The organism is Bacillus sp. V2I10 (genome assembly GCF_030817055.1).
Classification (GTDB): Bacteria; Bacillota; Bacilli; order Bacillales; family Bacillaceae; genus Bacillus_P.
On the sequence record NZ_JAUSYV010000001.1, the window covers coordinates 1,151,113 to 1,174,276 of the forward strand.

Annotated in this window: 26 protein-coding genes and 1 pseudogene; 15 read left to right on the forward strand and 12 right to left on the reverse strand. The window is 39.7% G+C overall.

All coding sequences use genetic code 11. The features are described from left to right. Positions 1-46: 46 nt before the first annotated feature. Both QFZ72_RS29400 and QFZ72_RS29405 read left to right on the forward strand, forming a co-directional pair. A pseudogene (locus tag QFZ72_RS29400) lies at positions 47-970 on the forward strand (cache domain-containing protein); the annotation flags it as partial. A gap of 126 nt (positions 971-1,096) precedes the next feature. Beyond that, positions 1,097-1,921 (forward strand): methyl-accepting chemotaxis protein, encoded by an 825-nt coding sequence (locus QFZ72_RS29405; RefSeq protein ID WP_373464663.1) that lies wholly within the window; start codon positions 1,097-1,099, stop codon positions 1,919-1,921. A 21-nt stretch (positions 1,922-1,942) separates the two neighbouring features. Here QFZ72_RS29405 and QFZ72_RS05840 read toward each other — a convergent pair whose 3' ends face one another. Next, positions 1,943-2,245 carry a YuzC family spore coat inner layer protein gene (locus QFZ72_RS05840; RefSeq protein ID WP_307430638.1) on the reverse strand — a complete coding sequence of 101 codons (303 nt, stop codon included), beginning with the start codon at positions 2,243-2,245 and terminating at the stop codon, positions 1,943-1,945. A gap of 237 nt (positions 2,246-2,482) precedes the next feature. Here QFZ72_RS05840 and QFZ72_RS05845 point away from each other — a divergent pair, with 237 nt between their 5' ends. The 10 genes from QFZ72_RS05845 to QFZ72_RS05890 all read left to right on the forward strand — a co-directional run bounded on the left by QFZ72_RS05845 (position 2,483) and on the right by QFZ72_RS05890 (position 10,557). After that, positions 2,483-2,710 carry a hypothetical protein gene (locus QFZ72_RS05845; protein WP_252202211.1) on the forward strand — a complete coding sequence of 76 codons (228 nt, stop codon included), beginning with the start codon at positions 2,483-2,485 and terminating at the stop codon, positions 2,708-2,710. A 240-nt stretch (positions 2,711-2,950) separates the two neighbouring features. Next, the gene (gene degQ, locus QFZ72_RS05850; RefSeq protein WP_101567816.1) at positions 2,951-3,091 is read left to right on the forward strand and encodes a degradation enzyme regulation protein DegQ; all 141 of its coding nucleotides are present in this window, start codon (positions 2,951-2,953) and stop codon (positions 3,089-3,091) included. Positions 3,092-3,225: 134 nt separating this feature from the next. Beyond that, the gene (locus QFZ72_RS05855; RefSeq protein WP_307430647.1) at positions 3,226-4,161 is read left to right on the forward strand and encodes a polyprenyl synthetase family protein; all 936 of its coding nucleotides are present in this window, start codon (positions 3,226-3,228) and stop codon (positions 4,159-4,161) included. A 16-nt stretch (positions 4,162-4,177) separates the two neighbouring features. Then, a complete protein-coding gene (comX, locus tag QFZ72_RS05860; protein ID WP_307430650.1) occupies positions 4,178-4,339 on the forward strand; it encodes a competence pheromone ComX in 162 nt (53 codons plus the stop codon). 28 nt (positions 4,340-4,367) lie between these two features. Further along, the gene (locus tag QFZ72_RS05865; protein ID WP_307430654.1) at positions 4,368-6,680 is read left to right on the forward strand and encodes a sensor histidine kinase; all 2,313 of its coding nucleotides are present in this window, start codon (positions 4,368-4,370) and stop codon (positions 6,678-6,680) included. 81 nt (positions 6,681-6,761) lie between these two features. Further along, a complete protein-coding gene (locus QFZ72_RS05870) occupies positions 6,762-7,403 on the forward strand; it encodes a response regulator transcription factor (RefSeq protein WP_307430656.1) in 642 nt (213 codons plus the stop codon). 87 nt (positions 7,404-7,490) lie between these two features. Beyond that, entirely contained in the window at positions 7,491-8,177 is a 687-nt protein-coding gene (locus tag QFZ72_RS05875) for an SIMPL domain-containing protein (RefSeq protein ID WP_307430659.1), read from the forward strand. Between the two features lie 265 nt (positions 8,178-8,442). Next, entirely contained in the window at positions 8,443-9,525 is a 1,083-nt protein-coding gene (locus QFZ72_RS05880; protein ID WP_307430661.1) for a PQQ-dependent sugar dehydrogenase, read from the forward strand. Between the two features lie 13 nt (positions 9,526-9,538). Then, complete coding sequence (locus QFZ72_RS05885; protein WP_252202204.1) at positions 9,539-9,928, forward strand: hotdog fold thioesterase; 390 nt, start codon at positions 9,539-9,541, stop codon at positions 9,926-9,928. Between the two features lie 68 nt (positions 9,929-9,996). Further along, entirely contained in the window at positions 9,997-10,557 is a 561-nt protein-coding gene (locus QFZ72_RS05890; protein ID WP_307430665.1) for a GNAT family N-acetyltransferase, read from the forward strand. A 348-nt stretch (positions 10,558-10,905) separates the two neighbouring features. Here the strand turns inward: QFZ72_RS05890 and QFZ72_RS05895 are convergent, their stop codons facing one another. Genes QFZ72_RS05895 through QFZ72_RS05930 form a run of 8 tightly spaced genes read right to left on the reverse strand, consistent with a single transcriptional unit; the run spans position 10,906 to position 17,349 of the window. Further along, positions 10,906-11,562 (reverse strand): DNA alkylation repair protein, encoded by a 657-nt coding sequence (locus QFZ72_RS05895; protein WP_307430668.1) that lies wholly within the window; start codon positions 11,560-11,562, stop codon positions 10,906-10,908. 38 nt (positions 11,563-11,600) lie between these two features. Next, positions 11,601-11,960 carry a monovalent cation/H(+) antiporter subunit G gene (gene mnhG, locus QFZ72_RS05900; RefSeq protein WP_307430671.1) on the reverse strand — a complete coding sequence of 120 codons (360 nt, stop codon included), beginning with the start codon at positions 11,958-11,960 and terminating at the stop codon, positions 11,601-11,603. Continuing rightward, complete coding sequence (locus QFZ72_RS05905) at positions 11,944-12,228, reverse strand: Na(+)/H(+) antiporter subunit F1 (protein ID WP_307430673.1); 285 nt, start codon at positions 12,226-12,228, stop codon at positions 11,944-11,946. The genes mnhG and QFZ72_RS05905 overlap by 17 nt, the downstream gene beginning before the upstream one ends. Continuing rightward, positions 12,228-12,704 carry a Na+/H+ antiporter subunit E gene (locus tag QFZ72_RS05910; protein WP_307430676.1) on the reverse strand — a complete coding sequence of 159 codons (477 nt, stop codon included), beginning with the start codon at positions 12,702-12,704 and terminating at the stop codon, positions 12,228-12,230. Before QFZ72_RS05910 ends, QFZ72_RS05905 begins: the two co-directional genes overlap by 1 nt. Positions 12,705-12,709: 5 nt before the next feature. Beyond that, positions 12,710-14,191, reverse strand: a complete 1,482-nt coding sequence (locus tag QFZ72_RS05915) for a Na+/H+ antiporter subunit D (RefSeq protein ID WP_307430679.1) — start codon at positions 14,189-14,191, stop codon at positions 12,710-12,712. Continuing rightward, positions 14,184-14,525, reverse strand: coding sequence for a Na(+)/H(+) antiporter subunit C (locus tag QFZ72_RS05920; RefSeq protein ID WP_307430682.1), 342 nt, complete (start codon positions 14,523-14,525; stop codon positions 14,184-14,186). The genes QFZ72_RS05915 and QFZ72_RS05920 overlap by 8 nt, the downstream gene beginning before the upstream one ends. Next, entirely contained in the window at positions 14,525-14,962 is a 438-nt protein-coding gene (locus tag QFZ72_RS05925) for a Na(+)/H(+) antiporter subunit B (protein ID WP_307430685.1), read from the reverse strand. The genes QFZ72_RS05920 and QFZ72_RS05925 overlap by 1 nt, the downstream gene beginning before the upstream one ends. Continuing rightward, positions 14,959-17,349 carry a Na+/H+ antiporter subunit A gene (locus QFZ72_RS05930; protein WP_307430688.1) on the reverse strand — a complete coding sequence of 797 codons (2,391 nt, stop codon included), beginning with the start codon at positions 17,347-17,349 and terminating at the stop codon, positions 14,959-14,961. Before QFZ72_RS05930 ends, QFZ72_RS05925 begins: the two co-directional genes overlap by 4 nt. Before the next feature lie 229 nt (positions 17,350-17,578). Here QFZ72_RS05930 and QFZ72_RS05935 point away from each other — a divergent pair, with 229 nt between their 5' ends. Both QFZ72_RS05935 and QFZ72_RS05940 read left to right on the forward strand, forming a co-directional pair. Beyond that, positions 17,579-17,812 carry a hypothetical protein gene (locus tag QFZ72_RS05935; protein ID WP_307430691.1) on the forward strand — a complete coding sequence of 78 codons (234 nt, stop codon included), beginning with the start codon at positions 17,579-17,581 and terminating at the stop codon, positions 17,810-17,812. 115 nt (positions 17,813-17,927) lie between these two features. Further along, a complete protein-coding gene (locus QFZ72_RS05940; protein WP_307430694.1) occupies positions 17,928-18,485 on the forward strand; it encodes a DUF5366 family protein in 558 nt (185 codons plus the stop codon). Positions 18,486-18,518: 33 nt separating this feature from the next. Here QFZ72_RS05940 and QFZ72_RS05945 read toward each other — a convergent pair whose 3' ends face one another. The 3 genes from QFZ72_RS05945 to QFZ72_RS05955 form a co-directional block, all read right to left on the reverse strand. Continuing rightward, positions 18,519-18,917, reverse strand: a complete 399-nt coding sequence (locus QFZ72_RS05945) for a thiol-disulfide oxidoreductase DCC family protein (protein WP_307430697.1) — start codon at positions 18,915-18,917, stop codon at positions 18,519-18,521. A gap of 58 nt (positions 18,918-18,975) precedes the next feature. Next, on the reverse strand, positions 18,976-20,847 hold the full coding sequence (locus QFZ72_RS05950) for a transglycosylase domain-containing protein (protein ID WP_307430700.1): 1,872 nt from the start codon (positions 20,845-20,847) through the stop codon (positions 18,976-18,978). 115 nt (positions 20,848-20,962) lie between these two features. Next, the gene (locus tag QFZ72_RS05955; protein ID WP_307439609.1) at positions 20,963-22,141 is read right to left on the reverse strand and encodes an MFS transporter; all 1,179 of its coding nucleotides are present in this window, start codon (positions 22,139-22,141) and stop codon (positions 20,963-20,965) included. Positions 22,142-22,523: 382 nt separating this feature from the next. On the opposite strand from QFZ72_RS05955, the gene kapD reads away from it, so the two are divergent. After that, on the forward strand, positions 22,524-23,147 hold the full coding sequence (gene kapD, locus QFZ72_RS05960) for a 3'-5' exonuclease KapD (protein ID WP_307430703.1): 624 nt from the start codon (positions 22,524-22,526) through the stop codon (positions 23,145-23,147). Positions 23,148-23,164: the final 17 nt, after the last annotated feature.

Sequence of the window (23,164 nt, forward strand, 5' to 3'; positions counted from 1 at the left end):
GCTTTCTGCCGTACAGATTTTCTCATATTTTTATCTGCAATCGGAAATGCACGAAGATGCAAAAAGAAATGGTACAGGCATTATTCAGCAGCTGAAAAGCAATATTGAATTAAGTCTGAGTGATTATGAGAAGAGCCTCATCAGGTTTGGAAAAGATAATCAGCTAGTCAGATTGTTAAGTGAAGAAGGAAATGAAGCAGATGTATCACAGCAGTTTCAAACCTTTCTCGAGACGAACAAGCAGGTAAGCTTAATTTATGCAGGAAGCGAAAAAAAATCGCTGTTCATTCAGCCTTCGGTCGAACTTCCTGAGGATTTTGATCCTACAACAAGACCCTGGTATACTCTGGCTAAAGAAAGCCCGGATAAGGTAGTATGGACTGAACCTTATGAAGATGCTGTAAAGGGCACATATATTGTGACTGGTGCAAAAGCAATTGTGAAAAATAATGAAGTAGTAGGTGTCATTGCCTTTGATTTGTCGTTAGATGCGATCAATGACATAGTGAACAGCGTAACAGTTGGTTATAGCGGATATTCCTTCTTAATTGATCAAAAAGGGATCGCATTGTCTCATCCGAAAGAACAGGGAAAAGACTTATCTAAGTTAGATTTTATGAACTCTGTGATGGAAAATAAGAAAGGGTTAGTAGAATACGTTTTTGAATCTGAAGACAGAATGCTTTATTTTGAGACAATTAACGGATTGAACTGGAAGGTTGGTGCGGTTTATAAATATGATGACCTGATGGAAACGGCCAATACAGTTTCTTTAACAAGTACGCTGATTACACTTGCAGCACTTTTTATTGCTGTTGTAATTGGATATTTCGTCTCAAGATCAATTGTACATCCTATCGTCCGTATAGGAGAAAGTGCAAAAGCAGTAGCGGCGGGAGATTTAACTCTCAAAGTGAACGTTTCGAATAGGGATGAAGTTGGAACGCTTGCTGAAAACTTCAACACTATGGTTTCTGAAATGAAACGCATGATTAAGGAAGTGGATTTGTCTATCACAACGATTAATGATTCCGCAGAGAATTTAAGTGCGGTTTCTGAAGAAACGATGGCAGCCAGTGAGCAAGTTGCAGGTGCAATGGAAGATGTTGCAAGAGGAGCATCTGAACAAACTTCTGATGTTGAAAATATGAATGAACGCACAACTAACCTATCTTTGAAGATTACTAAAGTAAATGACTCCATTTCACATATTCAGACCTTGTCTACTAAGTCGGAGCATGCAAGCTATGATGGGCTGGAAAAATTAAACGTTCTTCAAATTAAATCAACAGAATCGAATAAAGAGCTTGCTTCAGTGGAAGGTGTATTATCTGATCTTGCTGGTAAGATTAAACAAATTGAAGAAGTGGTGACAGCCATTTCGGCCATTTCGGATCAAACCAATTTGCTGGCTCTAAATGCAAGCATTGAAGCTGCAAGGGCAGGAGAGAGCGGGAAAGGATTTGCCGTAGTCGCTGCTGAGGTAAGAAAACTCGCAGAGCAGTCAGCCAGAGCAACTGGCAGGATTACGGAAACGATTTTCGGCATTCAGCAAGAATCCATTAAAGCAGTTGATGCAATGGTTCGCACAAAGGAAATGAATGATGAACAGCATATAGCAGTTCAAAATTCGGGTGAGGCCTTTCAGACCATTGCAGTGATGATGAGTGAGCTTTCACAATCCATTTCGACTATCACTGAAGATATTAAAGAAATGACACTGCAAAAAGAACAGGTTATAGAATCAATAGTAAATATTTCGGCCATTACAGAACAATCTGCGGCAGCTGCAGAAGAGGTGAATGCTTCAACAGATGAACAGCTCAGAGCTCTTTCAACAGTTGCAGATTCAGCTGAAAATTTAAGTGAGGCTACTAAACAGCTTCAGGAGCTAGTGAAAAGATTTAAAACTGGAGGATGACGATACTCGTCATCCTTTTTTTCACCATCTCAGCACCACTATTAACCGGCAGCAATTCAAGTCAGGATTTTTATAAGAAAGGATGAGTCTGACACCGTCAGGATTAAACTCAGTTTCTAACTCATTTGTAATGCCGGAAGCGCGCAAAAGTTTTTTTACCAAGACGCTGTTGGACGCCTGAGCGGCAGCCAGAATCTTTTTTGCCTGTTCTTTTGAAGTTGAGAGGTAAGCAGTCAATTTTTTAGCATCAGTTAGTAGTCCATCCATTTGTGAAGCGGAATGAACAAATTGACTTGAATCAACTTCTGGCAGAGGTCTCCTCATATATTGATCACAAGGGTAATGAGCTGGATAATAAGGGTTGAAATAAAACGGCCGTAACCATTGTTGCCTTTGCACCCGCAAAGTAATTCACCTCCGAGTGAACTTGCTCCTTATATATATGTTAGGTTTCTTGTCCGTGCTTTTTTTTATAAAAGGAAAAAGATGCAGGAATACTGCTGCTTATGTCGAATTTGGATAATTGTTAAACTACTTTTTTCGGGGGAGGTTCAGCTCTCTATGCGCGTGCGGCCATCCATATATGTGCTGGATGATAAAACGGTTGCGGTATTTTCGGTTGCAGATGGCGAATGTAAGGTTAAAATGGAGTGTTTACTGTCAGAACAGGGAATTCTGGATTACACCTTAGAGTTTAGCGGACCGATTGAAAAGAGAGATGAACTGACGAAAATTGCGATGGAAGAAGCACAGTCCATTTATTTGAACACAATTATTGCTGCAAAGTGAGAAGTCCCTGTTCTGGGGCTTTTTTTCTGTGTAAAATTATGAAGATGGTATTATATTCTGTCCATATAAAAACAGATACAATGGACTATTGTGCCGTTTGCGGTATCACGCATTGATTATTTCGCATTATTTTCGGTGAAAATACTTTCTGCATCCTATAAGATTTAAAGTAGGGAAGATCAAAACAAGTGTTTCGTTCACCATGCATAATTTGATCTTTTACAGAGGAGTGTGGAAACGATGAAAAAGCACAACATTGAAGAAATAACTCAATTATTGAAACGTCTTGAGAAAGAAATTCAGGAAACGAAACAGTCACTGAGATCAATTAATAAAAGCATTGATAAGTATGATAAATACTCTTTTATAAACGTGTCATAAGACTTGGCCTTTCGAGCCAAGTCTTTTTTTATGTCTGTTTTTTCAAAAATATGTTAAATATTTTATATTTATGTAAAAACATTGTTTTATATCTACTATATTGGTCGCGAATATTGTAATATAATTTCGAAGGGGTGATTGCAATTAGATTACATTTGGACTATGAAGATATGATTTGCAGTCTGAAAGATGTAGTTTCTTCATATATAACGAACAAAGAGTTATTGCAGCTTATCCTGTCGTTCTCAGAAACGAAAAAAACCTTTCCTTTCGGTCAATTGACACATTTGCATTACACAGCTTTTGGCGGAGAAGAAAAGGAAATCATTCATCTGTCAGCTGCAGTTGAGCTGCTTGCGCTATCATTCGACATCTTAGATGATCTTGAAGACCTAGATAACTATGAAGAGCCATGGATGAAAATAAACCCATCTCTCTCACTGAATGCTGCCACTGCTATGTATACAATCAGTCTGCAAATGCTTCATGAATTATCAAGCGTACATAAATGGAAGATCATCAGCACGTTCCAGCGGTTTGCCCTGCAGGCAATGGAGGGTCAGCACACAGATCTTCTAAATGACATCTCAACTGAAGAAGAGTGCATCTCTATGATTGAAAAAAAATCAGGTTCACTGATTGCTTTGGCATCAGTCACAGGCGCCATGCTTGCCGCAGGAGAAGAATTTACATGCGTTGAACATTACTCCTATCAAATAGGACTTGCTGCTCAAATTGAGAACGATTACCGTGATCTATTTCATGAACATAAAAATGATCTATCTGCACAGAAAAAATCACTGTCGCTCCTCTTTTTAAAAAGAGGGTTTAACGAGCATTCAAAGGAGCTTGCCGATTTTATCTTCAGCAGTGAAACATTTATTGAACACTACGGGAGTATTGATGCATTTAAATCGAAATTGTTCCAATCTGGGGTTGTGCATTACCTGAATGTGATGAAGCAAATCGCGATTCAAAAAGCTTCAACCCTGATTGCAGAATTACCCTTGCCTCAAAATCAAATTGAGCTTCTAAAGTCTCATTTGATCATAATTTCAGCTGAAAAATAAAAGGAGAGATTAAGTCATGCAGGAAATCGTAAACTTTTTAGTAGAAAACCCGGAAATAATTGAAAAAGTAGCTAACGGTGAAGCAAGTTTACTGGGTGTGAAAAGTGTGGATGAAGTGTTAGGATTAGTAGAAGGACTGTTGAGTACAGATAGAACTACTAACTTGTATTGGTATTAGAGTTTAGCTTAAATTAAGAAGGTTTAGAATGAAATATTTAAACTTTAACAAATTATATTTTATTACACTATTTTTAAGTTTTATTTTAGTTGTGTATTTTTTATCAATAGGTATTAAATACCCTTACGTAGGTGCCAGTGTTAGATTCAATGATGCAGATAAGCTCGAAATAACGCTTATTGAGCCTAACACTTGGGCTTCAAAAGTTGGTTTGAAAATAGGAGATACTGTAACCAGGATTAACCATGAGCATGCTCATGAACACTACCCTGCAGTTCGCTATGGAATGCTTGAGCAGTTAGAAAATGTAACAATTGAAAGAGATGGAAACGATATTAGTTACGTTGTTAAAGATTCAATAATAAGTCACCAGAGTCTTTTTTTAGTTGTTGTTCCTATTATTTTATATGTCCTTTGTTTATTTTGCAGTTATTTTATTTATAAAACAAATAAAAAGTTAAAATTGCAGTCAGCGTTTCTACTAAATATTTTTCTATTAATGATTACATTAGCTCATTTCAGCGGAACAGGTTCTTCGAGAGGCGATGTTTTAAGTAGGTACATGAATCTAAGCTTCTTTTTATCAGTGCCTGTTACCTATATGTCTTTTCTATATTACTACTTTAAAGAATTGGGTAAAAAGCTTTTCTCTGAAAAGTTTTTATATGTGTCTTTCTTAATTGTAGCTATTAATATAGTTGCAGAACTTTGTACAGAAACTGTAAATCTTTCTTATAGTTTTTTCTATATTTTTGTAAAAAACTTAAATTTAGCTTCATTTGTAATTTTATTTGCTTTAACCTTCATTGTTAAATTTATAGGATTAAAAAAAGTTAGATACTCAGCACAAGGCTACCTGGTTAAAATTTTAATAATAACAAATATTGTTGCATTCTCACCTTTTGTTTTCCTTTACATTTTGCCGTATGTCTTTTTAAATAGACATATTTTCCCGCCTAATATATTGGCAGCATTTTTATTATTAATTCCTTTTTCTTTGGTTTACCAATTTCTCGCTACTAAAATTTATGATATAGAATTTATTTTAGGACGTGTCAGATACTACGCTTTACTAGCAGTTTTACCTACGGTTGTATGTGTAAGTATTATGTTAATTATTAAAGAGAATAGCCCGACGTTCTATCCAATTAAACTATCAATCTTCATCTACATCACAATGCTTGTAGTCTTTTACTTTAAGGAAATTCTTGACTTCCGTTTTCGCTTCAAACGTTTTTCCGAAAAATACAATTACCAGGACAGTATTTTTAAATATACGCAAAGCATTCGAAAGGCAAGCAAGCTTCATCATGTAATAAATGAGCTGAAACAGGTGATTACAGATGTATTGCTTGTCAGCAGAGCGAATTATGTGGAAGTGGATAAGAGCGGGAACATCATATCTGTCGAGATTAATATGAAGGATACAGATTATCTTTCATATGAAAAAGAGATTAAGAAGGCAACCCAAGAGATCGGAAAGATTATCGAAGTGGATCGTGGTTTTGTGATTAATGTAGGCGAGACAGATGACAGAAGTTATGTCATGGTTTGTTTGTCTATGCTTAATACTCCAAAGCTGAATCGCGATGAAATTTCCTGGTTAAAAACACTTTCTTTCTATACGAATATATCCCTTGAGAACTTCCTTAAGATAGAAGAGCTGATGAATCATTTACAAAAGATTGAGAGCGAAGGCAGCAATCCGGCATGGCTTACGAAAGTATTATTTTCAATAGAGGAAAAACAGCGTTCTAACCTGGCAAAGGATTTGCATGATTCTGTTTTGCAGGATTTAATTTCTTTAAAGCGGCAAGGCGAGCTTGCGCTAGCTGAGCTTGAAATGGCTCCGACTGTTTTCAGGGATCAGCTGAAGGAAATGAACAGCTCAATGACCAATATCATCAAGACTACGCGGGAAACGTGCCAGGAGCTTCGTCCGCAGCTTTTATATGATCTTGGGCTAGTAAAAGCCTTGCAGAAGCTTGCAGCTCAATATAATGAGTCCGCAGCCTTTGATGTGAGATTAAATACAGGAAACTTCACTAAAGCGATTGATATTGATACACAGCTGAATTTGTACCGGATCGTTCAGGAGCTTTTAACAAATGCCGATAAGCACTCCAATGCACTCAATGTTCTGATTATGCTTGTTTGCATAAAGGATAAAATTGTTCTTCATTATGAGGATGACGGCATCGGTTTTGATCAAAGTGAACTGTATTCCAATAATCAAAGCATGGGTCTTTCTGGTATAACGGAGAGGGTAAAAGCATTAAACGGCTCCCTTCATATTGAAACTTCAAAGGGAAATGGCTTTAAAGTAGTTGTAGAAATCTGATAGAATAGTTCAGGCTTGGCATTTGCCAGGTCTTTTTTATAAAATAGAGAGTAAATGCTCGGGAGCAGAGAGGTTGATTACATGATACATATTTTAGTTGTAGATGATCATCCAGCAGTACGTGAGGGAACAAAAGCGATATTAGAAACAGAGTCTGATGTGAGAGTATCCTGCTTAAATCCCCCCTATTCAATTGATGTTATTAAGCATATCAGCTTTCATGAATACGATGTTGTCCTGATGGATATGAATCTAGGAGATATTAATGGAATGGAGCTTTCCACAGAAATTATCAAGCATTCCGAGGATTGCAAGATTATTCTATATACAGGCTACGATGTAGAAGATTATTTTGAAGAGGCTATTCGCCTTGGGATTCACGGGGCGATCAGCAAAACAGAGACAAAGGAAAAGATTCTTTCTTCCATTCGGCATGTTCTCTCAGGTGACATTGTCGTGCCGTATTCCTACTTAAAATCTCTCATTCTTCAGCAAAAAATGAAAAGCAGATCCGCCTCAAATGATACAGAAGCATTGAATGATCGTGAGAAAGCTATACTGCAAGAGGTTGAAAGAGGGCTGACGAACCAGGAGATTGCCGATAAGCTTCATTTAAGCAAGCGGTCAATTGAATATAGTTTAACCTCTATTTTTAATAAATTAAATGTCGGTTCAAGAACAGAAGCTGTGTTAATTTCAAAATCAGAAGGAATTATTGATTAGTGTGCAAGAGCCATTCTTGCGCACTTTTTTTTATTGCTCAGGCATATAGATGGAAAAGAGTGTTAGATTCTGAGAGGAGTGAGGCTTATGTTTCCGATGTATGGGCAGCCTTTTGAAGCGGCTTACAGAACAAGCGTGAGAGAACCAAAATCAAAAAACATGATATCTGTTCGCGGGACGGGAAGAGTGGAAGCAAAACCAGACACGGCTGTTCTTCAGCTTGCAGTAGTTACTGTGAACAAGGATGTAACTGCAGCTCAGCAGGAAAATAAAAGACGCGTCAATCAGCTTATTCGAGCCTTGCAGTCAATTGGAATAGGAGAACAGCAAATTGAAACCATTTCCTACACCGTTTTTCCTCAATACGATTATAGTACGGGTACGGATCCAATCTTAAAAGGATATGAAGTGACCAATACTATATCCATCACAACTCAAAATTTAGATGAAATTGGTTTGATTTATGATACAGCCTTTTCTAATGGAGCCAACCGGGCAGATTCTGTACAATTCTCACTTTCCAACCAAGAAAGGTGGATTAATGAGGCACTGAACCTTGCTGCAAAACAAGCTTTGGATAAGGCAGCGGCAATTGCCCGTTCCTATCAGCTCAATCTGCAGCGCAAACCTGTAAAAATAACCGAAGAACCTAGAGGATTTTTCCCATTGTCTAAAGAATTAAGTCTAGGTGCACAATCTTCAGGACAGACCCCTGTTTTTGCAAGGAAAATTGAAATTGTTGCAGAACTGACGGTTTTGTTTACGTATCAGTAAGCATAAGTTTACAAAATTTAAACTTTCTCTCAATATCGCCATCATAAACCTGAGCTAAGATGGAATCTAATTACAGATTCAAGTGTTGGAAAACGCTTTCTTACCGGGAGGTTATGATGGACGTGATCACGGTATTACCTGCTCTTATATTATTGGTCGTTTACTTTTTCTTTGCTGTATACGCCCTTCGAAAATAAAAATGGACGTATAAATTCGTGAATCATTTCTTAATATTCGTTAAACTTAAAGGAAATGGGAATAAGAGGTGATTTTCCTGAAGAGGTTATGGGTTATTATTTTCAGCAGTTTGGTCATTGCGGGATGTCAGTCTGTTCAGAATGAAGAGCAGGAAGACAAAGAAGTGAGCGGCCAGTCTGAGCGGCAGGATACAGAAAGCATTCTAAAGGATATGGATGTTACATGGTCCATTGCAAAGAGTGATGATGTTTTTTATCTGAATGAACGAAAAGGGCAAATTGTGAAATGGAACCAGGTGTCTGATGAAAAGGTGACTCAAAAGGTGAAATTGAAAAAGAAGCTGCATCTAGAAGGTGAGGGCGGATTTCTTGGCTTTGAGCTTTTCCCTAATTTTGGAGAGAGCAAGCAAGCCTTTGCCTACCATACATATAAAGATGAGAACAAAGTAAAAAACCGAATCGTTGTTCTAAAGGAAAAGGCAGACCATTGGGAGGAAGTAAAGACTGTACTAGAAGATATTCCAGGTGCGCGTTTCCATAACGGAGGGCGACTCAAAATTGGCCCTGACGGCAAGCTTTATGCAACAGCAGGCGATGCTATGGGTCCTGAGCTTGCACAAGATAAAAATTCTCTGGCAGGAAAAATCCTAAGACTTGAACTTGACGGATCGGTGCCGGATGACAATCCGTTTCCAAATTCCTATGTATACTCTTATGGGCACCGTAATCCTCAAGGGCTTGCATGGGACGAGAAAAATTCACTGTTCAGCACAGAGCACGGCCAGTCTGCTCACGATGAAATTAACTGGATTCAGCCGGGGAAAAATTATGGCTGGCCAGTAATAGAAGGGGACGAGCAGCAGGAAGGCATGGAAACACCGCTCTATCAAACCGGGGAAGAGACTTGGGCGCCTTCTGGCCTTGCCTATAAGGAAGGAATCTTGTATGTGGCGACATTATCCGGAAATGCAGTTAAACGATTTGAAGTCCATACAGGAGAGGTGGCGACTTACCTGGAAGGATGGGGCAGGATGCGCGATGTTATGATTGAAGATGACAATTTGTATACAGTAACGAATAATCGCGATGGCAGAGGAAATCCGCGCAAAGATGATGATCAGATGCTGGTGAAGAAACTAAGCCCGCAATAGAGGAGGAAATATAATGGAATACAATGTTGAAAATACGCTGCTGAACTCACTTGGTATTGAGGTGAAAAGCATCACAAATGACGGTGTCGTCGCTACAATGCCTGTGGATGAGCGTACGAGACAGCCTTTTGGCATTTTGCATGGCGGGGCTTCTGTGGCGCTTGCAGAAACAGTTGCAAGCATAGGTGCCTATCATTTAATCAACCAGGAAACAGAGATGTGCGTTGGACTTGAGATTAATGCAAATCACATAAGAGGAAAGCAGGACGGCACCGTTACTGCTCACGCCATCCCTATGCACCGCGGCAAAACAACAATGGTTTGGGAGATTAAAATTGTCGATGAAAGAGAAAGCCTGATCTGCATTTCCAGATGCACGATGGCAATTTTACAGAAAAAATAATTCAGATCGACTGCATGCTCTGATGTTTATCAGGGCTTGTTTTCTATGAGAAAAAGGGGAAAATAACAATGAAAACAAATTTTCCGGTCCTCTATACAGAACGTTTTGTTTTAAGGAAAATGAATGAGAGCGATGCTAATGAGGTGTTTGCTTATTTTTCAGACGATGAAGTCACAAGGTACTACGATCTTGAAAGCTTTACTGAAATAGATCAGGCTGTTCATGTGATTAACCGCTGGGCTGAAAGGTTCGATAAAAATGAAGGGTACAGATGGGGAATTGCTGATAGAGAAACCCATAAAATTATAGGCAGCTGCGGCTACCACAGCTGGGCAAAAGAGCATTTTAAAGCAGAAATAGGCTTTGAATTGAATCGCTCTCATTGGAGAAAAAGGATAATGAGCGAGGTTTTATCACCCATTTTGGAGTTTGGTTTTGCCCAAATGGGCTTAAATCGCATTGAAGCTTATTATGATCCGGACAATACGGCTTCAAAGCTGTGCCTCGAAAAAGCAGGATTTATATATGAAGGTGTCTTAAGACAGGCTGCATATGAAAAAGGGGTATTTTGTGATGCAGCGGTATGCTCGATCTTAAAAGAAGAGTACGTGAAAAAACAGAGCATTTAATTATGCTTCTTCCCGGTTTGATGAAAATAACAGCAAAATGCAGAAGAAAACGGGCAGTAAATGACACAGAATTCACTGCCGTTTTTGTTGTTTTAATTACATCTTATGTATAAATATGGGGTATCAACCGTACTCTATAATCCCCAAAACCAAGAAGTAGCCCTATTTAGGGTATCAACCGCACTCTATGATTCCCCAAAACCAAGAAGTATGCCTGTTTAGGGTATCAACTGCACTCTGCGATTCCCTAAAACCAAGAATAATACCTGTTTAGGGTATCAACCGCACTCTATGAGTAACCAAAATACACTTTTATTCTATTTTTTCTAAAAAAAATAGATGTAATGGTCACAGATACTTAGTTCCTTCACGCCTGCTTAAAGAAGGCAATTCATTCCCTGCAATAAATGTTCTTACGGAATCAGGATTTGTTTTCGAGTATTCCCGCAATGACCAGCCAATAGCCTTTTGAATGAAAAATTCGGTTGATGCTGAGTGCTTTAAAATGACATTGTAAAGCCAGGCTTCATCTGTTTTTTGCTTATATTTTAATTGATGCAGGATGGCCGTTCTTTGAAGCCAGAAATTGTCCGAGTCAGCCCATTGATCAAGGTGTGTTTCCCGCAATTCGGGATTCTTTATAACGAGGTTACCGATTATGTTTGATGCAATTAGATCCACCGTATCCCACCAGGGGTTTGTAATGATCAGGTGTTTCATCCATTCTATGTCCAGCGGCCCAAGCTTCTTTTTTTCAAGGAGAAGAATATCGATGGCAGCATATAATAGTTCTCTTTCTTCAAACGTCCAAAGCTTCAAAATCGTGGTTTTTAAGTGATCAGGCCGCCCGTGCTGTTTAAGAAATTGCTTTGTTATTTCTTTTCTTTCAGGTGATTTTATTCCAAAAAAGCGAAATTGACCGCGCATATACTTCTCCATCGCCATGGCTTTTTCCTGATCTGCGTGCTGTGAAAATACATCTCTTAGATCAATAGCGTAGCTCATTATGCTTCTGCTCCTTTAAAAAAAGGATGAGACAGTTCTCATCCTTTTACACTTTCTTTTTTCCGATCTGATTCTAAATCATCCTGAACACTTTCTTCCCAAAGCGGCACTTTCGTGTTATAGGCAGCCCTCATAATAAGGTGCCCGGCAACCGGTGCTGTCATAAAGACAAACACAATACCCAGTATAATTCGTGCATTTAAATGGCCTTCAATCAGCCAAAAATAGAAGAATACACCAAGCAGGATGCTGATGACGCCAAGCGTTGCGCTCTTGGAAGCGGCATGATTGCGCGTATAGGCATCAGGCAGGCGGACAACCCCAAAGGCTGCTATCAGACTAAGCAGTGCCCCCTGAAGAATGAAATACCCGATAATGATATTAGCGATTACGATCATTTTCGATTATCTCTCCCTTCTCAAGGAACTTTGCAAAGGCAACTGTTCCAATGAATGTCAGGATTCCAAGCAGCAGAATGACCTCAAGGAAAGCATTGGTTCGGAGCATAACTGAAATGAGGGCCGTAATGCAAATCAGGTTAATTCCAATGGCATCAAGTGCAATAACACGGTCAGGAATCGATGGCCCTTTGATCAGCCTGTACAAGTATAAAACAGTTGAAATAGCTATGATGAGAAGTGAGATTTTTAATATCAGGTCGAGCATTAGCGGCTCACCTCCTGAATGGCTTTCTCAAACGTGTTTTTAATATCTTTTCTTGCTTCTTCTGCGTCTTCTAAGTCCATCGCATGAATATACAGAAAGCGGTTATCGCCTGAGACATCAACGACAAGAGTCCCGGGCGTCAAGGTAATTAAATTCGCCAGAATGGTAATTTCCCAATCTTTTTTCAGCTCAGTTTCAAGCTTGAAAATCCCGGGCCGGGCTGTGATTTTAGGTGCAAGCACGATTTTTAATACCGCAAGATTAGACATAATCAGCTCACGGTTGAAAATATAAAGGAGCTTTAAAACGGCGACAATATTCCATAGATAGAACCGATGATTGAAAAAACGGCGAAGCGCAAAAATCATCAGCAGTCCAAAAAAGTAGCCGTTAAAAAAGTCCTGAACGGAGTATTCGTTCTTTAAGAACATCCATGTAAATGCAATAGAGAAATTAAGTAAAATTTGAAAGGCCATAACATCTACTCCTTCAGCACGGCTTGAATATAGATTGATGGATCAAGCAGCGTTTCAGCAGCTTGAGTGATATACGGTGCAGCTGCTTCCGTTCCAACCCCAAAAGCAATCGATAGAGCAATCAGGACAGCGATTGGAAAGAGAAGACCTTTTGTCGAGCCTTTCTCCTGTTCTTTCGCAAGCTTGACTTCACCCCAGAATCCATTGATGAAAATTTTCATAATGGAGTAGAGAACAAGCAAGCTTGATATCAGTACAAATAAAGCAAAGACATATTCTCCGGCTTCAAAGCCGCCCTGGACAATTTTAAGCTTGCCGACAAAACCGCTTAATGGAGGAATTCCAGCAAGGGCAATGGCGGCGATAAAGAACATCCACGCCAGGAGAGGATGATTTTTCAGCAGTCCGCCCATTTTCCGTAAATCACTTGTGCCTGTAATCACAATCATGGCACCTGTAAGCATAAAGAGGGCGCCTTTGATGATCATATCGTGGATCAAGTAGTAAATGGCCCCTTCAATCCCAGGTGAATTAAAGACTGCAACTCCAAACAAAATGACGCCTACTGCGACAATGATATTATAAATCACAATCTTTTCTATATCCCAATATGCAACTGCTCCAATCACTCCGAACAGAACGGTCAGAACAGAGAGCCATGCTAAAATCTGATGCGTATAGCCCGTGTCATGAATGAAAATGAGTGTATATACCCGGGTAATGGAATATACGCCGACCTTTGTTAACAAAGCTCCAAATAAAGCTGTTACCACAGCTGGAGGCGCCTGATAAGATCCCGGCATCCAGAAGTAAAGCGGAAAGATTGCACCTTTCATGCCGAAAACGACTAAAAATAAAATCGCAATAACAGTCAATATCCCTGTTTGTCCGTTTTCACTGATTATCTGACTCAAATCTGCCATATTCAGTGTGCCGGTTACTGCATATAAGTAAGCAACAGTGATGACGAATAAAGCTGAGGAAAAAATATTCACTATGATATATTTAATAGATTCCCTCAGCTGCGGTTTTGTTCCGCCAAGGACAATCAGTACATACGAGCTCATAAGCATCACTTCAAAAAAGACAAACAGGTTAAAGATATCGCCAGTTAAAAAAGCGCCTGTTACACCAGTCAGCAGGAACTGAACAGCCGGATAAAAGTAAAAACGCTCTCTTTCAGCCCCGATTGAACGGAAGGCAAACAGTATAGAAGTCATTCCGATGATGCTTGTTGTTAAAACGAGCAGACTGGAAAACATATCTGCAACGAATACAATCCCGTATGGAGGTGCCCAGCTTCCGATTTCCACTGTGAGAATACCATTTTCTCTGACATCCAAAACGAGCAGAAAAGAAATGATAACTGCTATTAAAGATGCAATAACGCTCATCCACTTTTGGATGGTTATATATTTATTGAAAAAGATTAAAAGAATACCTGCCAATAATGGAACAATGAGAGGCAGCATCACGATATTATTCATTATGATCATTTCCCCTTAACTGATCCATATCATCACTTCCGAGTTCCTGATACGCTCTGTAAGCTAAAACAAGCAAGAAGGATGTAACACCAAAGCTGATAACAATTGCCGTTAAAATCAAAGCCTGCGGCAGAGGATCGACATATGATGAAGCTTCTTCGCCAAGTAAAGGCGCTGCGCCTTTTTTCAGGCCTCCCATTGTAAGGATTAGAAGATGGGCGCCATGACTGAGCAAGCCTGTACCGATAATAATGCGAAGCAAGCTTTTTGAAAGCATTAAATAAGTTGCAGCCATAAACAATAAACCAGCAACGATTGCCATTAAAATCTCCATTATTCCGTCTCTCCAATCGTCTGAATAATGGTCAGTGTTACACCGATAACAACCAGATAAACACCAAGATCAAACAAGACTGCTGTAGCAAGCTCCGTATCTCCGAGAATCGGCAGATCAACATGACCGAACGTATGGGATAAAAACGGAACGCCGAAAAAGAAAGAGCCGACACCCGTTAATACAGCAATCAGCAGTCCTGCTGCAGCAAGATTAATGTAATTGACAGGCAGAATATTGATCACTGTTTTTACATCATAAGCAAGCAGAAGCAGCACGATCGCGGAGGAAGTCATTAATCCTCCAATAAATCCGCCGCCAGGTGTGTAGTGCCCGGCGAAAAAGAGATAAATCGAGAAAATGATGATAATAAAGAACACAACTTTAGTAACCGTCTGCAGAATCACATCGTTTGTTTTGATATGTGTTTTTTTCATCCTTCCTCCCCCTTTGCCATCCGAAGTTTGACCATGGCGTAAATACCAAGTGCAGCAATGCCAAGAACAGTAATCTCAAACAAAGTATCAAAACCGCGGAAATCTACCAGTATGACGTTGACCATATTTTTTCCGCCGGCTTCTGTATAGCTGTTTTCAATAAAGAAAGATGAAATTGTTTCGCTGGCACGATTGCTGTTTGCCGAAATGGCGACTAATGTGACAACAAGGCCTACTCCAAATGAAATGAGGAAATTGACCAATCGGAAGCTGAGCTTCTTTTCTCTTTTCTTAAAAGAAGGCAGGAAGTAGAAGCAGAGTAAAAACAGCGCCACCGATACCGTTTCAATTACAAGCTGGGTAAGAGCAAGGTCTGGTGCGCGAAACAGGACAAAGAACAGGGCTAAACTGTAGCCGACTGATCCGAGTGCAATAATAGCGGTCAATCTGGATTTTGATAATAAAATCGTGAACGTTCCAAGCACCATGGCAAAAGCAAGAACAGCCTCATAAATGCCAATCTTCGCAGTACCATTCAAATTGAATGAAAATCCTCCTTTGATGGCCAGCGTTCCGCCTGTTATCACAATCAGGAAAACAAAAATATAGGCAAGATAATCTCTGATGAACCCTGTCATGTAAAAGCGCGTAAACGTGTTTGAATGACGTTCCATGCCGCTTAGAGAAGCATCATAGAATTTATTGAGCGCAAGTTTTTTCGGGAACAGATCATATACTTTTCTCCATTTTCCAAGTGTCAAGTATCCGATTGCACCTATTGCGATCACTCCGATAGTCATCATTAATTCAGGAGTGAAACCATGCCAGAAGGTGATATGGACTTCGAATTTTTTGCCTGCAGGAAGCAGCGACGGCATGATCGATTCTACTGCAGGCTCGATTAGTGTATAAGACAGCAGATTCGGGAAAAATCCGAAAATCACAACAAGTGAACCGAGAATGATAGGAGAAATCAGCATGCCGAGAGGTGCTTCATGCGGTTTGCGCTCGAGCTTCTCCAATTGAACAGGACCTGTAAAAGTTTTAAATACAAGCACCATGCTGTATAAGAACGTAAAGATACTCGCAATCCACGCGAGAACAGGAAATAATAAGCCCCATGTTTCCATGTTAAAAATATCCATTTTTGTTACATTGAGCATTCCGGTAAAGAACATTTCTTTACTTAAAAATCCGTTAAATGGCGGCAGACCGGCCATTGAGAAAGCCCCAATAACAGCGATTGTGAACGTAATCGGCATAAAGCTCATCAAACCCCCGAGCTTGCGGATATCACGTGTGCCGGTTTCATGGTCAACAATACCAGCTACCATGAAAAGACTTCCTTTAAATGTCGCATGATTAATTAAATGAAAAATAGCTGCAACAGTAGCTACCGTATAAAAATTATCATCAAGTGAATCGTAATGTAGAGCGGCTGCGCCGACTCCGAGCAAAGACATGATTAATCCAAGCTGACTCACAGTTGAGAAAGCGAGAATCGCTTTTAAATCGGTTTGCTTTACAGCATTTAATGAGCCCCAGAACAGCGTAACGAGTCCGAAAATGCTGACAAGCCAAAACCATTCAGCCGTCATCGCAAATACAGGGCTGAACCTTGCAACAAGATAAATTCCTGCTTTAACCATCGTCGCTGAGTGAAGATACGCGCTGACAGGCGTTGGTGCCTCCATCGCATCTGGAAGCCAGATGTAAAATGGAAATTGAGCAGATTTGGTAAACGCTCCTAGCAGGACAAGAACAAGAGCCGGAATAAACAGCTGATTGTTCATAATGCCAGGAACAGCTTCAATCATTTCACGGATGCTGAACGTTCCTGTCATCAAATAGAGCAGGACAAAACCCCCAAGCATCGAAAGTCCGCCAAATACCGTAATCAACATCGACTTTAATGCACCGTATCTTGATTTTTCTCTGTGGTACCAATAACCGATTAATAAGAACGATGAAAGACTGGTAAATTCCCAGAAAGTGTAGAGCACAATGACATTATCTGAAAGAACAACACCAAGCATAGCCCCCATAAACATAAGCAGATAAACATAAAAATGATTTAATTTTTCTTTTTCTTTTGAGAGATAATAAATGGAATACAGGACGACGAGTGATCCGATACCTGTAATCAGCAAAGCAAAAAGCAGACCAAGCCCGTCCACATAGGCTGTAAAGTTGATGCCAAGCGATGGAATCCAATTTACAGTTGATTGAACGGTATCCCCGATAAATCCAAGAAAATAAACGAACAATACAATAGGCAAAATAAGGACAAACCAACCAGTATGTATGCTTCTGAAATATTTATAAAGGAAAGGTATCAGAATGGCCAGTAGAAATGGTGAGATGATAGCCGCATGCAATAACGACATTTTTGATCCTCCTTATGATGAAATTTCACGGTCATAAGACCCTAAATTGATTTCAAAATTAATTATAACTTAAAAATTTCGTTCATGCATTCCTTACACATGTATTATTGACCTCCTTTATTGGTTCTATTAAATAAGTAGAAAGAAACAAAAATTAGCCAAAAAGTAACGGTTTAAGGCCTGTATATTTGTTTATATGAATGAGCATGCTGGTAATGAGGTGATCCACATGAATAAAAAGAAGATCATCACTGCATCTATTATTTTCACAGCCATGTTCAGCAGTGCATGGGCTGCAAATGAAAAAACAAAACGCTCTTACATTGATCCGGATTTCAATAATGGGAGCAAAGCCGAAATGACTGAAACTGAAGAACCGTTCTACTTGTCAAATAAGGATAAAAGGATGCTTGAGAAATTTAAGCCGAGAGAATACATTCGGATTGTGAATGTGAATAAGTAAAACAGAACGTCAATCATATGACGTTCTGTTTTGTATGTGGAAAATAATTCTTGTAACCCTGATAGCACTCGGTCATAATGAATGAGTATTATGTCAGATTAGGAGATTTCATGGAATGAAAAATACATATTTTACAAGTTACTTCCCCCTGATTTCCATTCTGCTGTTCAGCACATCTTTTTCAATATCTACTGTCATGATGGTTTTAAAGGTGCTTAAGAGGCTTGGTGTTTACGGGGGAATGCTTGAATTCTTTTCGGAGAATGGAATCAAATTAGCCTTGTTTATTGTTTTTGCCCTTATTTATTTTATGATTTTTTCCGCTTTAAAGCTTATTGCAGATACAGTAACAGAGCTTTCTCTGCTGTTTTTTTCAAAGGATGTGAACGGCGAAAGCCTGAAGAAAATCAGGCTTGGATCAGCGTTCTATTTAATTGCAGCTGCTCTTTCTCTGCTGCTCATTCAATATGGAATCGGAATTTTCGCTGTCTTTCTGCTGGCCACGCTGTGTTATTTCATATTTGTTGTTTATCAGTTCAGCTTTTTCTTAACATCGTTCTCGTTAATTGGACTTGTTTTGTTTCATGTGCTGTTCTGGTCTATCTTTTTGTTCGGCATCCTTTATATTTGCATGAGATTGTACAACAGCGTGATGGCGAGTTTGCCCGTATAGAAGAAGCCCCTCGGCTATTGCGAGGGGCTTTTCCTATAAAAATCTTTCTCTTGCTTCAGGAGAAGGGAGTGTACACGATTCCTTCTTTCCAAACCATTTGTATCTGTTCATGGCAAGAAGGCTATAAATATAATCCCTGATAGGCCTTGGGATGACTATAAATAGAAAGGTTAGCCGGAATAAACCGCCAAGCTCCTTTAATACGTGCAGAGCAGCGGTAGATTTGAGGTAAACCCTGTCACCATCCATATAAACGAAGCTGTCAAAATCTGAAAGAGGAAGGCTGTGATGAGCAAGAATTCGCTGTCCCGCATCAGACTGAAGGGAGGCAAACTTAAAAACAGCCTTTTTATCGTGCTTTAACACAAATTGCACGGTTCCATCACAGAAATTGCACACACCATCAAATAATAAAATTTTTCCCTTTGACATCATTTCACCCTCAATTACAAGCTATATCGTTACTTTTCCACGAATAAACAATCTAAAACTACCGATTTTTTGTGATATCCCTCCATATAAGCTGCTGAGGGGCGGAGTTGGCTAAATTCGCTATGCTGACTGATTTGTCTTTGCCAATCCACACGCCGGCAGCATAGCGATCGGTTAAACCGACAAACCAAAGATCTTTATAGTCATTAGTCGTACCTGTTTTGCCGCCTGTATAGGGAGCGGAATGATTGGCTTTTGTTCCTGTACCGCTTGCTGTAACAGCCGATAAGAGCTTTCTCATTTCATTATTAGTTGTGCTTTTCCACACTTTTACCGGTTTTTCCTGCCATTTGTATAAAGCGTTCCCTTGTAAATCCGTTATTTTGATAATGGCATGGCTTTTATGGAAGACACCATCATTTGCAAAAGCCGAATAGGCTTGCGTAAGTTCTAAAGGTGAAAATCCATGTGTGAAGCCGCCGATTGCTGAAGGAAGCACGTAATCGGCATCCGTTACCGAACGGAAACCGAACGGCTTTAAATAAGAATATCCTTTTTCAATGCCAACTTCATCAAGCATTCTGACTGCAGGTGTGTTGTATGATTTTTTAAAAGCCGTTTCAAGTGTCACATTTCCGTAAGTTTTCTCATCATAATTTTGGGGGCAATAGTCTTTCTTACAAAAAGGTCTTGCGCTTATAAGGGACGATGCGGAAGCATTTTTCACATCTATATACGGAACATAATCGAGCAATGGTTTTATGGCTGACCCTGGCTGGCGATATGCCTGGTAAGCGCGGTTGAAATCGAATTTTTGATAATCATGGCCGCCATATAAGGCTTTTATTTGATGAGCATGATGATCAATTACCACGCTCGCTCCTTGAACAGAAGAATCACTTAGATGATTTTTAAAAGCATCAGCAACGTTAGCCTGCCGGGCCGGATCAAGAGCCGTATGAATGATCACGCCTTTTTTCACTACTTCATGCACTCTGTTTTTAAGCTCTTCCTCAAGGATGGCTTTTTCATCCCCGTCCGCATCTGCTTCTCTTTTAGTGTAGCCTTCATTTTCAGCAATAAGGCGTTTTAGTTCATCATGTACATAGGTGACGTAGTCAGGGTAGCGGTCTGTCCGATGATGCAGATTTAATCTGATCTTTTCTGCTGAAGCAGAGTCGTATTGTTCTTGAGTAATATATTCATCGTCTAATAGATTATTAAGCAGCAGCTGCTGTCTTTTCTTTGTATTTTCAAAATGCTTGATCGGATCATATAAGGTCGGATTATTCGGAATTGCACTGATAAAAGCAATTTGAGAAAGCGTCAGCTTGTCGATTGGCTTGCTGAAATAATAATTGCTTGCCATTTGAACCCCGTATACCCCGTTATGAAAATAGACGGCGTTTAAATAACCCTCGAGAATTTCTTCTTTTGAAAAGGTTCTCTCTATGTGATAGGAATACAGGAGCTCACTCAGCTTCCGATTATAGGTTTTCTCGTGTGATAAAAAGACATTGCGGGCAAGCTGCTGGGTAATCGTGCTTCCGCCTTGTTCGATGGATTGGTTTTTGGCATTAATCATTACCGCTCTCGCCATCCCGGCAGGATCAAATCCCATATGTTCATAGAATTTCTGATCCTCTGAAACGATGAAAATGGTTTTAACAGCTTCGGGAATCTTATCAAAAGGGACGAAGCTCCGGTTTTCTTGATTTGTGACGACCTCAGAGACGAGGGTCCCGTTTTGATCAACGATAAAACTATTTTGTGTCAGAGGAATTTCTTTTAAAGGAATCTTTTCATCTAAAACCGTTGATACAGCTTTTACATTTTTTACTTCATCCCCAGAGATCAAAAATAAATAAATAAGAACGGGGGCCATGATAAACAGGCATATCCAGCCGATTATTGAACGCAATGCTGTCACTCGCTTTATAGGTTAATAGTGTACACCTTATAGTACCATCTGCTGAAATAAGATAGAAGATATTTCCTGCAAGGGCGCAGAGGAAAAAACGCGCTCCAGTTTGGATAGCACGTTTTCAGCTCACTTTTGCCAGGGCTTTTTGTTCACTGCGCAGGCTTTTCCATAATAGAATCGCACTGCACAGAAACAATCCGGCTGTTACATAAAAAACAGCAGAGATTCCAAAGCTGCCTGCAATGATTCCGCCAAGAACAGGTCCGACGACATTGCCGAGAAACTTAAAGCTGACATTATAGCCAAGGACCTCACCCTGCATAGATACAGGTGCTGTCTGGCGAATAAATGCCGTAATGCAGGGAATGATGCCGCCAATTGCCATGCCAAACAGAAAACGGAAAATCATCAGCTGCCATAAATTCTGTACAAGCGCCTGCGGAATAAAACAGAAGACAGAGGCGACCAATAATCCAATCAGCACTTTTTCATGTCCAATCCGATCACCAAGAGAACCCCATCTCCTTGAAGCGATTAAATTGCCGGCGCCAGTGGCGGAAAAAGCGAGTCCTGAGAAAAATGCCAGATTGACCGGACCGTGAAGTTCGCTCACATAAAGAGCGAGCAGCGGCTGTATGCTGAAATTGCCAATTTGGACAAGGAGGGTTAAGAACATAATGGTTAAGAGGAGAGGAGATTTAAAAATATGCTGCAAGACTTGTTTTCTTGTGTACGATTTCTTTTTTTTCTCTTTTATTCCCAGCGGTGCTTCTTTAATCCCAAAAGCAACAAGAAGGACAGATATGTAAATAACGCCTGAGGTAATGAAAAACGTGTACGTAAAACCAAACTGGTCAGCGAGAAGACCTCCAATAAGCGGTCCGAATAAGCCTCCTGATACCGTCCCCATCTGAAGGGTTCCGAGTGTGCGTCCTGCAACCTCCTTTTTAGTCTGTGCTGAAATTAAAGCGAGAGAAGTCGGGATAAATCCAGTAACAGCACCCATCACAAGCCGCAGCAAAAATAACTCATGAACAGATTTTACAAAACCCATTAAAAGAATGCTTGTTGCAATGCCGGAGCCTGTAATCAGCAAAATCTTCTTATAGCCATACTTATCTCCAAATCTTCCCCATAGAGGAGAAACAAGAAAAGCCATCAAAAAAGAGATGCCAAATACATAGCCAGCCCATTTGCGCACATAGTCATCTGAAAAATCGCCAAATGTGCTTAAGTATAAAGACAAAAAGGGCATAATCATTGTCGCACTTGCTGCAACAAAAAAGTTAGCCGTCCACATGATTAGGAAATTTCGTTTTTGAATAGAAATAAAAACACCTTCTTTAGATAAAAGCACGGATTTTACCGCAGATTAACGGGCAGTAAGTCCGAGATAAAAGATATACCCATACCTTTGAAGTGATCAAAGGACAACTGCCCGTAAAGGCCCGATTGGTTCAACTAACACTCAGTGGAAAGCCAAAAACTCCACTGAGTGAAGTTTCACTTTATTTCGGGTCCCTTAATATTATAAATCAATCCTTTCGTTTTTAGAAATAATTTCTGAGCAATATTCATTATTTTTAGAAAAATAAAGCTATATTTTACTTTTTGGTGATATAATAGTAATAAAAAGGAAATTTCTTTTTTGTATAATAAAATAAGTTGAAAGGAGGGTTCGTATGGCTGATCACCATCAATTAATTTTTATTGATTTTGAATTCACCATGCCAGAAGGAAAAGCCAATCCTCGCGGATTTTATCCTGAAATAATCGAAGTAGGAATCGTCTCCATCATCAATCAAACCGCACATAAACAATTTTCCTCTTATGTAAGGCCAGTTCAGTTTCCCTTTTTATCAAATCGCTGCAAATCATTTCTGCACATTTCTCAGGCACAGGTTAACTCAGGTATTTCCTTTCAGGAATTGATCACGATCTTGAAGGAGTTTGCAGACTTTCCGAAGACAACCGTTGTGACGTGGGGGAATATGGACATGAAAGTACTCAGGCAAAATTGCCAGAAGAATAATGCTGATTTCCCTTTCACCGGCAAATTCAGAGATTTATCAATGGAGTACAAGAAGTTTTTTGGAGACAGAAATCAGACGGGTTTATGGAAAGCTGTTGAAGAGTATGGGAAAAAAGGAACAGGCAGGCATCATTGCGCATTAGATGATGCACTGACCACCTACAATATTTATAATCTTGTTGAAAATGACAAACGATATTTGCAAAAACCAACGCCAACGACAATCGGAGACCGGATTGATTTTTCAAAAGTCATGAACAAATTTGCAACATGAGCCAAATCACCTTACAC

Coding starts and splice junctions, on each gene's coding strand:
- QFZ72_RS05875 (WP_307430659.1), top strand. CDS start 7,491: ATGTTTCCGATGTATGGGCAGCCTTTTGAAGCGGCTTACAGAACAAGC.
- QFZ72_RS05940 (WP_307430694.1), top strand. CDS start 17,928: ATGAAAAATACATATTTTACAAGTTACTTCCCCCTGATTTCCATTCTG.
- degQ (WP_101567816.1), top strand. CDS start 2,951: ATGAAAAAGCACAACATTGAAGAAATAACTCAATTATTGAAACGTCTT.
- QFZ72_RS05870 (WP_307430656.1), top strand. CDS start 6,762: ATGATACATATTTTAGTTGTAGATGATCATCCAGCAGTACGTGAGGGA.
- QFZ72_RS05945 (WP_307430697.1), bottom strand. CDS start 18,917: ATGTCAAAGGGAAAAATTTTATTATTTGATGGTGTGTGCAATTTCTGT.
- kapD (WP_307430703.1), top strand. CDS start 22,524: ATGGCTGATCACCATCAATTAATTTTTATTGATTTTGAATTCACCATG.
- QFZ72_RS29405 (WP_373464663.1), top strand. CDS start 1,097: ATGGAAGATGTTGCAAGAGGAGCATCTGAACAAACTTCTGATGTTGAA.
- QFZ72_RS05955 (WP_307439609.1), bottom strand. CDS start 22,141: ATGTGGACGGCTAACTTTTTTGTTGCAGCAAGTGCGACAATGATTATG.
- QFZ72_RS05930 (WP_307430688.1), bottom strand. CDS start 17,349: ATGTCGTTATTGCATGCGGCTATCATCTCACCATTTCTACTGGCCATT.
- QFZ72_RS05895 (WP_307430668.1), bottom strand. CDS start 11,562: ATGAGCTACGCTATTGATCTAAGAGATGTATTTTCACAGCACGCAGAT.
- comX (WP_307430650.1), top strand. CDS start 4,178: ATGCAGGAAATCGTAAACTTTTTAGTAGAAAACCCGGAAATAATTGAA.
- QFZ72_RS05915 (WP_307430679.1), bottom strand. CDS start 14,191: ATGAATAATATCGTGATGCTGCCTCTCATTGTTCCATTATTGGCAGGT.
- QFZ72_RS05905 (WP_307430673.1), bottom strand. CDS start 12,228: ATGCTCGACCTGATATTAAAAATCTCACTTCTCATCATAGCTATTTCA.
- mnhG (WP_307430671.1), bottom strand. CDS start 11,960: ATGATCGTAATCGCTAATATCATTATCGGGTATTTCATTCTTCAGGGG.
- QFZ72_RS05845 (WP_252202211.1), top strand. CDS start 2,483: ATGCGCGTGCGGCCATCCATATATGTGCTGGATGATAAAACGGTTGCG.
- QFZ72_RS05925 (WP_307430685.1), bottom strand. CDS start 14,962: ATGAAAAAAACACATATCAAAACAAACGATGTGATTCTGCAGACGGTT.
- QFZ72_RS05910 (WP_307430676.1), bottom strand. CDS start 12,704: ATGGCCTTTCAAATTTTACTTAATTTCTCTATTGCATTTACATGGATG.
- QFZ72_RS05840 (WP_307430638.1), bottom strand. CDS start 2,245: ATGAGGAGACCTCTGCCAGAAGTTGATTCAAGTCAATTTGTTCATTCC.
- QFZ72_RS05935 (WP_307430691.1), top strand. CDS start 17,579: ATGAATAAAAAGAAGATCATCACTGCATCTATTATTTTCACAGCCATG.
- QFZ72_RS05885 (WP_252202204.1), top strand. CDS start 9,539: ATGGAATACAATGTTGAAAATACGCTGCTGAACTCACTTGGTATTGAG.
- QFZ72_RS05920 (WP_307430682.1), bottom strand. CDS start 14,525: ATGGAGATTTTAATGGCAATCGTTGCTGGTTTATTGTTTATGGCTGCA.
- QFZ72_RS05890 (WP_307430665.1), top strand. CDS start 9,997: ATGAAAACAAATTTTCCGGTCCTCTATACAGAACGTTTTGTTTTAAGG.
- QFZ72_RS05865 (WP_307430654.1), top strand. CDS start 4,368: ATGAAATATTTAAACTTTAACAAATTATATTTTATTACACTATTTTTA.